This is a genomic window from Cupriavidus sp. 21MJTG02-4 (assembly GCF_057798975.1).
In genome coordinates, this window is record NZ_JBYOJP010000007.1 from 248,735 (window position 1) to 261,859 (window position 13,125).

The 13,125-nt window shown below is 67.2% G+C and carries 14 protein-coding genes; 8 read left to right on the forward strand and 6 right to left on the reverse strand.

Going from position 1 to position 13,125, the window contains the following annotated elements; all coding sequences use genetic code 11:
- Positions 1-3: 3 nt before the first annotated feature.
- Both AC3FKH_RS16720 and AC3FKH_RS16725 read right to left on the reverse strand, forming a co-directional pair.
- Positions 4-735, reverse strand: coding sequence for a DUF3348 domain-containing protein (locus AC3FKH_RS16720; protein WP_488676978.1), 732 nt, complete (start codon positions 733-735; stop codon positions 4-6).
- A 179-nt stretch (positions 736-914) separates the two neighbouring features.
- Positions 915-2,705, reverse strand: a complete 1,791-nt coding sequence (locus tag AC3FKH_RS16725) for a cytochrome c biogenesis protein DipZ (protein ID WP_488676979.1) — start codon at positions 2,703-2,705, stop codon at positions 915-917.
- Positions 2,706-2,911: 206 nt separating this feature from the next.
- On the opposite strand from AC3FKH_RS16725, the gene AC3FKH_RS16730 reads away from it, so the two are divergent.
- From AC3FKH_RS16730 to AC3FKH_RS16745, 4 genes are all read left to right on the forward strand, one after another.
- Positions 2,912-3,655, forward strand: coding sequence for a response regulator (locus tag AC3FKH_RS16730; protein WP_488676980.1), 744 nt, complete (start codon positions 2,912-2,914; stop codon positions 3,653-3,655).
- Positions 3,656-3,690: 35 nt separating this feature from the next.
- Positions 3,691-4,959 (forward strand): ATP-binding protein, encoded by a 1,269-nt coding sequence (locus tag AC3FKH_RS16735; RefSeq protein WP_488677058.1) that lies wholly within the window; start codon positions 3,691-3,693, stop codon positions 4,957-4,959.
- Between the two features lie 220 nt (positions 4,960-5,179).
- Positions 5,180-5,779 carry a thioredoxin family protein gene (locus tag AC3FKH_RS16740; protein ID WP_488676981.1) on the forward strand — a complete coding sequence of 200 codons (600 nt, stop codon included), beginning with the start codon at positions 5,180-5,182 and terminating at the stop codon, positions 5,777-5,779.
- Positions 5,780-5,830: 51 nt separating this feature from the next.
- Positions 5,831-5,965, forward strand: coding sequence for a hypothetical protein (locus AC3FKH_RS16745; protein WP_488676982.1), 135 nt, complete (start codon positions 5,831-5,833; stop codon positions 5,963-5,965).
- 80 nt (positions 5,966-6,045) lie between these two features.
- Here AC3FKH_RS16745 and AC3FKH_RS16750 read toward each other — a convergent pair whose 3' ends face one another.
- Positions 6,046-6,339 carry a GYD domain-containing protein gene (locus AC3FKH_RS16750; RefSeq protein WP_488676983.1) on the reverse strand — a complete coding sequence of 98 codons (294 nt, stop codon included), beginning with the start codon at positions 6,337-6,339 and terminating at the stop codon, positions 6,046-6,048.
- 242 nt (positions 6,340-6,581) lie between these two features.
- Complete coding sequence (locus AC3FKH_RS16755; RefSeq protein ID WP_488676984.1) at positions 6,582-7,094, reverse strand: MarR family winged helix-turn-helix transcriptional regulator; 513 nt, start codon at positions 7,092-7,094, stop codon at positions 6,582-6,584.
- Positions 7,095-7,230: 136 nt separating this feature from the next.
- On the opposite strand from AC3FKH_RS16755, the gene badH reads away from it, so the two are divergent.
- From badH to aliA, 4 genes are read left to right on the forward strand one after another with little or no spacing between them, the layout of a single operon-like run.
- The gene (badH, locus tag AC3FKH_RS16760; protein WP_488676985.1) at positions 7,231-7,998 is read left to right on the forward strand and encodes a 2-hydroxycyclohexanecarboxyl-CoA dehydrogenase; all 768 of its coding nucleotides are present in this window, start codon (positions 7,231-7,233) and stop codon (positions 7,996-7,998) included.
- Between the two features lie 42 nt (positions 7,999-8,040).
- Entirely contained in the window at positions 8,041-8,823 is a 783-nt protein-coding gene (badI, locus tag AC3FKH_RS16765; protein WP_488676986.1) for a 2-ketocyclohexanecarboxyl-CoA hydrolase, read from the forward strand.
- Between the two features lie 29 nt (positions 8,824-8,852).
- Entirely contained in the window at positions 8,853-10,004 is a 1,152-nt protein-coding gene (gene aliB / locus AC3FKH_RS16770; protein WP_488676987.1) for a cyclohexanecarboxyl-CoA dehydrogenase, read from the forward strand.
- A gap of 48 nt (positions 10,005-10,052) precedes the next feature.
- The gene (gene aliA / locus AC3FKH_RS16775; RefSeq protein ID WP_488676988.1) at positions 10,053-11,702 is read left to right on the forward strand and encodes a cyclohexanecarboxylate-CoA ligase; all 1,650 of its coding nucleotides are present in this window, start codon (positions 10,053-10,055) and stop codon (positions 11,700-11,702) included.
- Between the two features lie 73 nt (positions 11,703-11,775).
- Here the strand turns inward: aliA and AC3FKH_RS16780 are convergent, their stop codons facing one another.
- Together AC3FKH_RS16780 and AC3FKH_RS16785 are read right to left on the reverse strand one after the other, a co-directional pair.
- Entirely contained in the window at positions 11,776-12,099 is a 324-nt protein-coding gene (locus tag AC3FKH_RS16780) for a DUF2917 domain-containing protein (protein ID WP_488676989.1), read from the reverse strand.
- A gap of 16 nt (positions 12,100-12,115) precedes the next feature.
- Entirely contained in the window at positions 12,116-13,045 is a 930-nt protein-coding gene (locus tag AC3FKH_RS16785) for an alpha/beta fold hydrolase (protein ID WP_488676990.1), read from the reverse strand.
- Between the last annotated feature and the right edge of the window lie 80 nt (positions 13,046-13,125).

Here is a 13,125-nt window from a genome sequence, read left to right on the forward strand (position 1 = left end):
GGGTTAGCTGTCACGCAGCGCCGCCAGCAAGGCTTCGACGGGTTGGTAACGGATGTCCAGCTCGGCGCGCAGCACGCTCTGCATATCGTTCTGGAAGACGGTGAGCCAGGCACCGGGCGTTACGGGCGCCGGGACGCCCGTCGGCCGCGCGCCGGCCAGCGCGGCTTCCTCGGCCTTGCGCAGGCGCGTGAAGTGCGCTTCGAGCATGCCCGGAATGGTTCCCAGCAGCGCCTGTTCGCGCGCCCCCAGCACGCGTTCCATGACGCCATCGACCATCGCCAGCCGTGCCAGGCCGGAGGATTGCGACGCCAGCACCGTGCGCAGGCGGCCGCGCAGGCTGGCGATTTCCGTTTCCATGGTCTGCTGCGAAGTGACGTATCGCTGGCGGAACGCTGCATAGTCGATGACGGTGCCTGCCGGCTCTGGCAGGGCCTGGCGCGGGCGTCCGCGTGGCCGGCTGCCGGCCGCCTTGTCATCGGCAATGGCCGTGGCCAGCGCGGTGCGCACGCGGGCGCACTCGGCTGCCTCGGCCCCGGCCGCGTGCGTTCCCGCCGAGGCCGGCGGATTGCCGTTCAGCGCCGCGGACAGGGCGATCGCCTCCGTCCAGCCGAGCCATTGGCTGAGCTGGGCCGAGAGCGACTGGCCGGATTCGGGGGCGTCATTGCCTGTCAGGCGAACCAGCAGGCGGATCAGCGTCGGACCGCTGAAGCCTGCGCGCCGTGGTGCTTGGAGCATATCGCCAGAGCGAAAAATCCAGCATTTTACTCGGACACGGGTGCGATTTCGCCGCATTTGTGGTCAGACCAGACTGGCTTGGCCCAAAGCGGCGATTTGATGGCGCGGTTCACGCGGGCTTTGCCTTCGCCCGCCCCGCGAAAACAAGCGCGAATCCGCCGCGAAATGCGCAGCGCAGGTTAGCCGAACGTGAATGCGTAAGCCTGTGCGCCGGGGTCCAGGAAGCGGATTTCGAACGTATGCTCGCCCACTTCGCCGGCCTGCCGCACCAGTTGGTAGAGCCGCGTCTGCGTGACGGCGCCGTTGCCGCCCGCATCGGTATCGGCGCCATGGCTCGCGCCGGGCGGCTTGCCGTCGATCGTCACGATAAAGCGGACCGCCCGGCCATTGGCCGCCGGCCCCAGTACCAGGTGGAGGTCGCGCGCGTGGAAGCGGTAGCGGATGCCGCCGTCGGCGCGATCGAGCGTGGCTTGCTCGGGGCCGATGGTCCATTGGCCTGACAGGCCCCACTCGTTCAGGAGCAGCTTGCCCACGGTGTACTGCCGCGATGCGTCTTGCCGCATTTCGCCCGGCGAGGCGAAATTCACCGCCTGGCTGTAGCCGATATAGGTTTCGTCGGAGCGGACATTGCGCAGGTCCGGCGCAGCCTGTGCGCCGCCTGCGGGGGGCGCGACGACGTCGCCTGCCACGGCGCGGTGGCCGGCTTCGGCCAGCAGGGTCTGGATGACCCGTTCCGATGTTGCGTAGTCGCCCTCGCCGAACTGGTGGTGGCGGATATTGCCGCGCGCGTCGACAAAGTAGGCGGCCGGCCAGTAATTGTTATGGAACGCGCGCCAGATGCGGTAATCGCTGTCCACGGCCACGGGGAAGCCGATGCGGAAGTCCGCCACCGCGCGACGCACGTTGTCCGGCGACTTCTCGAACGCGAACTCGGGCGTATGCACGCCGACCACCGTCAGGCCCTGGTCCTTGTACTTGTCAGCCCATGCGCGCAGGTAAGGCAGCGTGCGGATGCAGTTGATGCAGGAATAAGTCCAGAAGTAGACCAGCGTGACCTTGCCCTGCAGCTGTTCGCGCGACAACGGCGGCGAATTGAGCCATTGCGTGGCGCCGTCGAGCGCAGGCAACCGGCCTTCGACGCGCAAGGAGGCGGGGAAGCCCGCGCTCGTGTCATTGGCGGCGAGCAGTACGCCATTGCCGCGGTCGGGGCCGGCGGTGTCGTTGGCAGCGTGCGTTGCGAGGCGCTCCTTGTGCAGGGCATCGACCAGCGCCTGTTCGAGCCGCACCGGGCCGCTTGCCGACAACTGTGCCAGCAGGCCGGTATCCGCGCCGAGTCCGATCGCCAGCACGCCGCCGAGCACACCGGCACCCAGCCCCTGCCGCAGCCACTGGCTCGCGCCCACGGTTCGCTTCATCAGCGCGAAGACGCGTCCGCCGAGGCCCAGCGCCGCCGCTAGCGAGGTCGCCGCGCCAGCGGCATAGGCCGCGAGCGACAGGGACGTCGAGACACTGGCGCCATTGAGCGCGGCTCCGGTCAGCACCAGGCCGAGAATCGGCCCGGCGCAAGGGGCCCACAGCAGCCCGGTGGCAATGCCGAGCAGCAGCGATCCCCAGGGCGAGTCGGAGGCCGGCCCCGACGCACTGCCGCCGGCTAGCCGGTTGCCGAGCGCCACGACGGGGCGCGCGAGCATCTCCGCCACACGGGGCAGCAGCAGCGACAGCCCGAACACGGCCAGCAGCGCCAGCGCGCCGATGCGGCCATAGGCATTGGCGCGCACGGCCCACGCGCCACCGGCCGACGCCAGCGAGGCCACCGCGGCAAAGGTCAGCGCCATGCCCGCCAGCAACGGGAGCCGGCTGCGCAAGAAAGGCTGCCCGGCCCGGCTGAGGACAAAGGGCAGGACGGGCAGGATGCAGGGGCTCAGGATGGTGAGGACTCCACCCAGGTAGGCAAGGATCAGCAAGGTCATGACGGGTGTCCTTTCGCTCGGGATTGGCTTGGTCCCTATCAGACCGGGCCGGCGTCGCCGCCATGTGTCGCCATGGCGCGGTTTTGTACCGCTTTGTGCGGCCGCAGCCGCCAGATACATGGCGATACACGCAAGACGGGCCACCCTCATACAATGCTGGCAAAGCAGGTTGCCCGATCCCTTCCACTTTTGCCGAGGCCACAACGATGGACGCACACGTCGACCACATCCTGATCGTCGATGACGACCGGGAGATCCGCGAACTGGTCTCCACCTATCTGACCAAGAACGGCCTGCGCACGACGGTCGCGCCGGACGGGCGGCATATGCGGGCGTTCCTGGAGGCCAACACCGTCGACCTGATCGTGCTGGACGTGATGATGCCCGGCGACGACGGGCTGGTGCTGTGCCGCGAGCTGCGGGCGGGCAAGCACAAGGCTACGCCGATCCTGATGCTGACGGCCCGCGACGACGAGACCGACCGCATCATCGGGCTCGAGATGGGCGCCGACGACTACCTGGCCAAGCCGTTCGCGGCGCGCGAGCTGCTCGCGCGCATCAAGGCGGTGCTGCGCCGCACACGCATGTTGCCGCCCAACCTGCAGATCACCGAGGCCGCGGAAATCCTCGCGTTCGGCGACTGGCAGCTCGATACCACCGCGCGCCACCTGATCGACCACGAGGGCACCATCGTCGCGCTGAGCGGGGCGGAGTACCGGCTGCTGCGCGTGTTTGTCGACCACCCCCAGCGCGTGCTGAACCGCGACCAACTACTCAACCTCACGCAGGGCCGCGAGGCCGAGATGTTCGAGCGCTCGATCGACCTGCTGGTCAGCCGCCTGCGCCAGCGCCTCAATGACGATGCGCGCGAGCCCAGGCACATCAAGACCGTGCGCAACGAGGGCTATGTGTTCGCCGTGCCCGTCGAGATCCGGGAGGCACGCCAGTGACGTTGCCCGCGCGCCACTGGGCGTGGCCCCGCACGATGGGGGCGCGGCTGTTCCTGATCCTGTTCGCCGGGCTGCTGATCGCCCACGGCCTGTCGTTTGCCGTGCTGTTTTCGGAACGCTATATCTCGGCGCGCCAGGTGATGCTGGGCACGCTGGAAACCGACGTCTCCACGTCCATTGCCATTCTGGACCGGCTGCCGGCCAACGAGCGGCCGCAGTGGCTGCCTCGCCTGAACCGGGGCAACTATCAGTACATCCTTGGGCCGGGCCAGCCCGGCATGCCTGAGATGTCCCAGCGCGGCCAGGATATTGCCGACCGGATCATGGAGGCAAGCGGAGGCCGCTTTTCGGTCAGGGTCGAGTCCATTCCCGGCGACGGCAAGCAATTGCAGGCCCACCTGACGCTCAGCGACGGCAGCCCGCTGACCATCGACGTGCATCCGCGCATGACACCGATCGCGCAATGGCTGCCCTATGTGCTGTTGATCCAGCTGTTGCTGCTGGTGCTGTGCTGCTGGTTCGCGGTGCGGCTGTCGATCCGCCCGCTGGTGCAGTTGGCGGAGGCCGCCGATGCGCTCGACCCGAACGCGAAGACGGCGCCGCTCGACGAGAGCGGCCCGACCGAGCTGGCGCGCGCGGCGCGCGCGTTCAATGCCATGCGCGAGCGCATCGCAACGTTCGTGGAAGAACGCGTGCAGATCCTTGCCGCGATCTCCCATGACTTGCAGACGCCCATCACGCGCATGAAGCTGCGTGCCGAGATGGCCGAGGAGTCCGAGGAGAAGCGCAAGATGGTGAGCGACCTGGCGGAGATCCAGACGCTGGTGCGCGAAGGGCTTGCCTATGCGCGCTCGGCGCACGGCGGCGGCGAGAAGACTTCGCGCATCGACCTCGGGTCGTTTGTCGAGAGCCTGGTCTATGACTACCAGGACACCGGCAAGGCGGTCACGGTGCAGCAGAGCATCGGCTGTGCCATCGAAACGCGCCCACAGGCGCTGCGCCGCATCCTGACCAACCTGATCGACAACGCGATCAAGTTCGGCGGGGCGGCGGAACTGAATGTGCGCCGCGACCAGGATGCCGTGGTCATCGAAGTGCTGGATCGCGGCGCCGGCATTCCGGAAGACAAGCTGGACGCGGTCTTGCAGCCGTTTGTCCGGCTGGAGAATTCACGCAGCCGCGAGACCGGCGGCACCGGGCTGGGCCTGGCCATTGCGCAGCAGCTCGCGGTGGCGATCGGCGGATCGCTGCGGCTGCGCAATCGGGAAGGCGGGGGGCTGGCGGCGGAAGTCAGGCTGGGCTGAACAGGCGTCGGGAGACGCGCAAGGCCTGTTTGCGCCGGGGCCTTTGTATGCGCCTGTATCACAGCCGCGCGGCGATACGCGAGCACATGCACCAGGCCGCTACGCAACAAGCGCGCGATACATCGGTCGACTTCAATGGAGGTGTGCCAGCGCGATGGACGCGCCGGCCACATTGCCCAACGACCAGAGAGCGCGACCGGCGTCGCGTCCCAGCCCAATCATGCGCACCTTCCTTCGCGCCGCCATGGCAGCGGCCCTCCTCATTGCCATCTATGTCTTCAGCACCGGATTCAGTGCCTCCGCCGGTCCGGCCGTCGCGGACCGGGGCAAGGCACCCGAGTTCACGGACATCGACCACTGGCTGAATTCCCCACCGTTGTCGATGCGCGAGCTGCGCGGCAAGGTCGTGCTGGTCGACTTCTGGACCTACTCGTGCATCAACTGCATCCACACGCTGCCCTACGTGAAGCAGTGGCATGAGAAGTACAAGGACCAGGGGCTGGTCGTGGTCGGCGTGCACACGCCGGAGTTCGCCTTCGAGAAATCGACGGCCAATGTGCAGGAGGCCATCCAGCGCTTCGGCATCCGCTATCCGGTTGCGCAGGACAACGCGTATGCCACATGGTCGGCATTCCGCAACCAGTATTGGCCCGCCACGTACCTGATCGATGCGCAGGGCCGCATCGTCTACCACCACTATGGCGAAGGCAACTATGCCGAAACCGAGGCGGTGATCCAGAAGCTGCTGGCGCAGCGCACGTCACCGCCCGAGGATGCAAAGTCGAAATCGGTCGTTGGGTCGGGGGCCGATCGTTCATAGACTTCAGGCAGGGCCGGCGGATTCACCGTGCGGCCGTTGCAAGGAGTCTGCGTGGCGGATCTGCTCGACTGGATTACCGTGATCGGCGCGGCCGTTGTCGTGTATGCGGCCCTGCGCTACCCGATTTATCCGCCTGGCTTCTACGACGACGAGCCTTCCCGGTCGAAGTCGCGGCAATCGCATTGAGGCCGGAAAGCGGATAGCGCCTGGCACGGGGAAGTGCGTCAGGCGCTTTCCGCTTTATCACTGCATCAAGGCGCCACCCATCAACGCACCTTGCCGAGAATGCCCTGCATTTCGTCGGCATTGAACGCGCGCAGCGTTTGCGTGCGCACATTGCCCTGCGCGCCGACCGACATGCCGAAGGCGGTGATCGCCGCGTCATCCGATGCTTCCAGTACCAGCGCGATGTCATAGGCGCCGAGCGTCCAGTAGATGTCTTTCACCTGCACGCCGAATTGCGCCCCCATTTCGCGCACCGCGGCGGCGCGCTTGGTGGTTTCCTTCACGGTACGGATGCCCTGGTCGGTGAAGGTTGCCAGTACGAGATATCGGTTCATGATGTGTCTCCGGCAAGATGGATCGGCGCCGTCGGCGCGGCTGGCGTTGACGGTGGCTCGGGGCTTTGGGGCATAGAGCGATGAAGCCATCGCGCCTCGCGTGATAAGGCCCCCTCGCACCTGAGCAATCCCGGCATCACGCAAGTTGCAAGCCACTCGCCGTACCAGGCGGCTTTCCGGTATCCAGGGCTGGCGCGCAGCACGGTTTGCGGCACGCGCCGTTGCACACGCGATACGGCGGGTCAGTCGCTTTCCGCGTCTACCGCGCCGGTGTCGAGTCCCTGCATGTTGTCAAGCAGCTTGAGCAGGTAATGCAGCGTGTGCGTCAGGTCGTTCGTGGAAAAGCCCTCTAGCGCGCGCTCGTAGTAGTCGCGAATCTTCGGCTGCGCCTGGTGCAGCCACACCTCGCGTCCCGTTTCGCTCATCCGCACCAGCCTGGACCGCCGGTCGCGCCCGTCGGGCGCCAGGCTCACGTGGCCGTCCCGCTCCATGCGGCTGACCAGCCCGGACAGGTTCTGGCGGCTCACCATCAGGTAGCGCGCCAGGTCGCCCACGCTCATGCCGTTGGCGGCCTCCGGCCGCGACAGCGCCCCCAGGACCGCCCACTGCTGCGTGGTCAGCCCCTCCGCTTCCACGGCGCGCGAACCGGTCTTATGCAACATGTTTGCGCATTGATAGAGGCGGAAGAACAGCCGATTGGCGAGTTCCATCCGCGCGTCTGGGGCGATTGCGTCGCCAAATTCCGGGTTAACCATGATGCTATCCAGTGATCGAGAGCCTTGCGCACTGAAGCGACACCACCTAGTATAGGTCAATATATTTACCTAATTCAGTGACGATGCGTGATGCGATGGCGGCACGATAGCACTGGAGACCTCGTGGGAGAAAGCTGTGCAAGGACTCAAGGGCAAGACGGTCATCGTGACCGGAGGTGGCGGCGGTATCGGCGGCGCAACGTGTTTGCGCTTTGCGCGGGAAGGCGCGGCAGTGGGCGTGCTGGATCTCAGCGCGGATGCGGCACGGAAGGTGGCGGCGCGCATTACCGAAGCCGGCGCGCGCGCGCTCGCAATCTCTTGCGACATTACCGACCGCGCCAGTGTGGATGCTGCCGTGGCGGCGGTGCAGCAGGAACTCGGTCCCGTCGACGTGCTGGTCAACAACGCGGGCTGGGATGTGTTCAAGCCCTTTACGCGAACCGAACCGGCGCAATGGGAGCGCCTGATCGCCATCAACCTGACCGGCGCGCTGCATATGCATCACGCGGTGCTGCCCGGCATGGTGGAGCGCAAGCAGGGACGCATCATCAACATCGCCTCGGACGCGGCGCGCGTGGGGTCTTCCGGCGAAGCGGTCTATGCCGCGTGCAAGGGCGGGCTGGTGTCGTTCTCCAAGACGATTGCGCGCGAGCATGCGCGCCACGGCATCACGGTCAACGTGGTGTGCCCGGGGCCGACGCAGACCGCGCTGTTCGAAGACTACAAGCAGGGCGCCGGCAACCCCGAGAAGCTGGTGGAAGCGTTCACGCGATCGATCCCGCTCGGCCGCATCGGCCAACCGGACGACCTGCCCGGTGCGATCGCCTTTTTTGCCAGCGATGACGCCGCATTCATCACCGGACAGGTACTCAGCGTGTCTGGCGGCCTGACCATGAACGGCTGATTGCCGGCGCTACACAAAGCATCCGACAGGAGACAGAACATCATGCAATACGAAGACATCCTCTATGAAGTCCGCAACGGCGCGGCGTGGATCATCATCAACCGCCCCGAGAAGATGAACGCGTTCCGCGGCCGCACCTGCGACGAGCTCATCCACGCGATCAACCGCGCCGGCTACGACCGCGAGATCGGCGCGATCGTGCTCGCTGGCGCCGGCGAAAAGGCCTTCTGCACCGGCGGCGACCAGTCCGCGCATGAAGGCCAGTATGACGGCCGCGGCACCATCGGCCTGCCGATGGAGGAACTGCATAACGCCATCCGCGACGTGCCCAAGCCCGTCATCGCGCGCGTGCAGGGCTATGCCGTGGGCGGCGGCAACGTGCTGTGCACGATCTGCGATTTCACCATTGCCTCCGAAAAGGCCGTGTTCGGGCAGGTCGGGCCGAAGGTCGGCTCGGTCGACCCGGGCTATGGCACGGCCTTCCTGGCTCGCGTCGTCGGCGAGAAGAAGGCGCGCGAGATCTGGTACCTGTGCCGCCGCTATCCCGCGGCCGAGGCGCTGGCGATGGGGCTGATCAACGCCGTGGTGCCGCACGAGCAGCTCGATGCCGAGGTGCAGAAGTGGTGCGACGAGATCATGGAGAAGAGCCCGACTGCCATCGCCATCGCCAAGCGCTCGTTCAACATGGACACGGCCCACCAGAGCGGTATCGCCGGCATGGGCATGTATGCGCTGAAGCTCTACTACGACACCGAGGAATCGCGCGAGGGCGTCCGGGCCTTCCAGGAAAAGCGCAAGCCCGAGTTCCGCAAGTACGCGAAGTAATTCACCGGCAGGCAGACCGAGGAGACACCATGAATCCCTACCTCAATGAAGACCTGCAGGCGCTGGCGGAGCATGCGCGCCGGTTCGCGGATGAGCGCATCGCGCCTGGTTTCCTGGAGCGCGACAAGACGCGAGTACTTGACCGCACGCTGATGCGGCAGATGGGCGAGATGGGCTTTATCGGCCCCGAGCTGCCGGAGGATTGCGGCGGGCAGGGCATGGGTTGCCTGGCCGCAGGGGTGATCCACGAAGCCGTCGCGCGCGCTGACCTGAGCATGTCGTATGTCAACCTGCTGGCCTCGCTCAACGGGCAGATCCTCGCGCAGCATGCGTTGCCCGGGGTGGGGAAGCCCTGGCTGCAGCGGCTCACGCGCGGCGAGGCTCTGCTGGCGATCGCGCTGACCGAGCCGCGCGGCGGGTCGGACGCGGCGAGCCTGCGCCTGCGCATGGAGCGCGTGGGCGACAGCTTTGTGCTCAATGGCGAGAAGACGTCGATTTCCGCGGCGGACCAGGCCGATGCGGCCGTGGTCTTTGCGCGTACCGGCAGTGTCGAGGATGGCGCGCGCGGCATCTCGGCCGTGCTGGTGCCAATGGACCTGCCGGGGGTCGCGCGCAGCCGCTTCGATTGCCATGGCCAGCGTGCGATCGGGCGCGGCTCGATCTTCTTCGAGAACGTACGCGTGCCGGCGAACCACTTGCTGGGCAGCGAAGGCCAGGGTTTTGTCCAGGTGATGCAGGGCTTCGATTTCTCGCGCGCGCTGATCGGCCTGCAGGTGCTCGCGGTGGCTCAGGCGGCGCTCGACGAAACCTGGGAGTACGTGGCGGAGCGCCAGGCCTTTGGCAAACCGCTGTCCGCGTTCCAGGGCGTATCGCATCCGCTCGCGGATTTCGAGACGCAGGTCACGGCAGCGCGCCTGCTGTGCCTGCAGACGCTGTGGCTCAAGGACCAGGGGCTGCCGCATACGGCCGAAGCGGCCATGTGCAAGTGGTGGGCGCCGCGGCTGGCCTACGACGTGGTGCACCAGTGCCTGCTGTCGTTCGGGCATGGCGGCTATGACCGCGGCGTGATGGAGCAGCGCCTGCGCGATGTGCTGGGCTTCCAGATTGGCGACGGCACGGCCCAGATCATGAAGACCATCATCGCGCGCGGCCGTGCCGGGCGTGCCGCGGTGCCGGCCTGAATCGGCGGGCAGGCCGGGCTATCCAGACAAGAACAGAGGAGACAAGCCATGGATTTCGACACGGTACTGATTGCGCCACGCCGCGCGGCGAGCGTGGCGGCGGGGCTGTGGCACGACCGCACCATCAACGACTATTTCGATGCCAGCGTGGCGCGGTCGCCGGACGGGGCCGCGTTGATGTCGCTGCAGGTGGAAAGTGGCACGATCAGGCGCTTCACGTGGCGACAGCTCGATGCGGTGGTCGCGCGTATCGCCGTCGGGCTGAGCCGGCTTGGGATTGGGCGCAATGACGTGGTGTCTTGCCAGTTGCCCAATCGCTGGGAAGTCTCGGCGCTGTACCTGGCTTGCGCGCGCATCGGCGCGGTGCTCAATCCGCTGATGCCGATCTTCCGCGAGCGCGAGCTGGCGTTCATGCTGGCGCACGCGGGCAGCAAGGTCGTGGTCGTGCCACAGCGGTTTCGTGGCTTTGACCATGCGGCGATGCTGGAGGGGTTGCGCGCCTCGTTGCCGGACTTGCGGCATGTGGTGGTGACCGGGAGTGATGGCGCCGACGGGTTTGAGGCCATGCTGTGCGGGCCCGATCGCGAGGAAGACCCCGACGCGCGCGCCATCCTGACGCGCCATCGTCCGGGCCCGGACGACGTCACGCAGCTGATCTATACGTCCGGCACCACGGGGGAGCCCAAGGGCGTGATGCATACGGCCAACACGCTGCTGTCGAACATCCTTCCGTATGCGGAGCGGCTGCACCTGGGGGCCGGCGACGCGGTGCTGATGGCTTCGCCGATGGCACACCAGACCGGCTTCATGTATGGCCTGATGATGCCGGTGGTGCTTGGCGCGCAAGCGGTGTTGCAGGACATCTGGGACCCGGTGCAAGCGGCACGGCTGATCCGCGAAGCCGGTGTCACCTTCACCATGGGATCGACGCCGTTCCTGACCGATCTGGCCAGCACGGTGGCGCAAGGCGAACCCGTGTCGAGCCTGCGTACCTTCCTGTGCGCGGGGGCGCCGATTCCCGGTGCGCTGGTCGAGCGCGCCCGCGCGGCGCTGGGCGCCAGCATCGTCTCGGCCTGGGGCATGACCGAGAACGGCGCGGTGACGACCACGCTGCCCGATGATGACGAAGCGCGCGCGTCGACGACCGATGGCGTGCCGTTGCCGGGCGTCGAGGTGAAGGTGGTGGACGGGCTCGATGCTGCGTTGCCTGCTGGCGAAATCGGGCGGTTGCTGGTGCGGGCTTGCTCGAATTTCGGCGGTTATCTCAAGCGGTCCCGGTTGAACGCCACGGATGCCGAGGGCTGGTTCGACACCGGCGACCTCGCGCGCATCGATGCGCAAGGCTATGTGCGCATCGCGGGGCGCAGCAAGGACGTGATCATCCGCGGCGGCGAGAACATTCCGGTGGTGGAGATCGAAACGCTGCTGTATCGGCATCCCGCCGTGTCGCAGGTGGCCATCGTCGCGTATCCGGACGAACGGCTGGGCGAGCGTGCCTGTGCCGTGGTCGTGCCCAGGGAAGGGCAGGGTTTCGACAAGCAGGCGATGGTGGATTTCCTGAAGGCGCAGAAGGTGGCGTTGCAGTACATCCCGGAGCGATTGCTGGTGTGCGACGCGTTGCCGGCGACGCCTTCGGGCAAGGTCCAGAAGTTCAAGCTACGCGAAATGCTCCAGGCGCCGACGATAGAAGGTCAATAAAGCAATTAACCGACAAGAAATCCACCCATCTGCACGAGCGGGGCGACGCAATGCGTCGTCCCGCCAGCCGGCGCTAGCGACCAGTGGGGAAAGGTTGGACCAGCCCTAGCAGGCGCCTGAAGCGGCTGCGCCAGGTGCTTCCCGTCGTGGCGCCCGATCGGCAGCGCGTCACGCGCAAGGTGGCCGGGGTGACGGCGTAGAGCTCCACGCGGCTGGCTTCGGGCAGCGTAAAGCTCTCGCTGGCGGCCAGCGAGGTATCTTTCGGATCGCCGTCGCGGATGAGCCACAGTTCGCCTTCGGTGCAGCGCACCGCGACGCGTTCGCCCGCATCCGCCACCACGCGCAGCGACGCGCGAGCGGGCAGGGTGGCTGTCATGTCGTTGCTGACCAGGAACATGTCGGTTCTCCCGTGTTCACTGCAAAGCCAGGTCCGGCCGCGCCAGCCCGGGTACAGGATGCTCGGCGGCCGGCCGGAGGAAGCTGGCGATGCGGGCGATGACACTGGCGTCCTGCAGGATGCGCCGGTGCCCCAGGCCTTCCGTCGTCACCAGTTGCGATTGCGGCCACGCCCCGGCAATGGCGGCGCCGTCCTCCCAGCGCACTTCTCGGTCGTGCCGGTCATGGACGATCAGTGTTGGCGGCACGGGCCGGGTTCGGCCCACCTCCGGCACGTTGAAGGCGGACCAGGGCATGCCCAGCCATTGCTCGCTGTCGCACTGCATGCGCGCGAGCACGCCTGGACCGATACCGAGCCGCCAGGCCATGGCCGCACAGGCAGCCTGCATATCGGCCGGGGGCCCCACCATGACGGCGGCGCGCACGGGCAGGCCTTCGCGAATCGCCAGCGCGGCGGCGGCACTGCCGAGCGAATGCGAAACCACCGCATGCACCGGGCCCGCGTGCCACGCTGCCGCCAGCAGTGAGCGCGACATCTCCACCACGGAAGTCTGTGTGCTGCCGCGCACGCCGGCATCCGAGGCGCCGTGCGACAGCGCATCGAATGCCACCACGCGCATGCCGGCTGCCAGCAGCCCATCGACAACGGCATGCCACTGGCCTGCATGGCCGCCCCAGCCGTGAGCCAGCAGCACGACAGGGCCCTTGTTGCCCCAGCGGTAGACGCGCACGCGCCGGCTCGGCCCGTGGCCAACGACCAACGCCCAGTCGGCACGCGCGCGCGCGACTACGCGCAGCGCGGCGCCGTTCGGGACCGCATGCCGGGGGCCAAACCACAGCTTTTCCAACGCTCGCGCGGTGCCGATTGGGTTGAGCAGGCTGCCGGCCTGCCAGCGCAGGCGTGTCAGTGCGTCGGCTGCCCGCTGAGCCGGAGCCGTGATCTTCACGGCGGAGCCTGACGTCGATGATGAAAGTCCCTGCCTCACAACACACCTCCAACGGATTGGGCGCGCGGATCGGTCCGGAT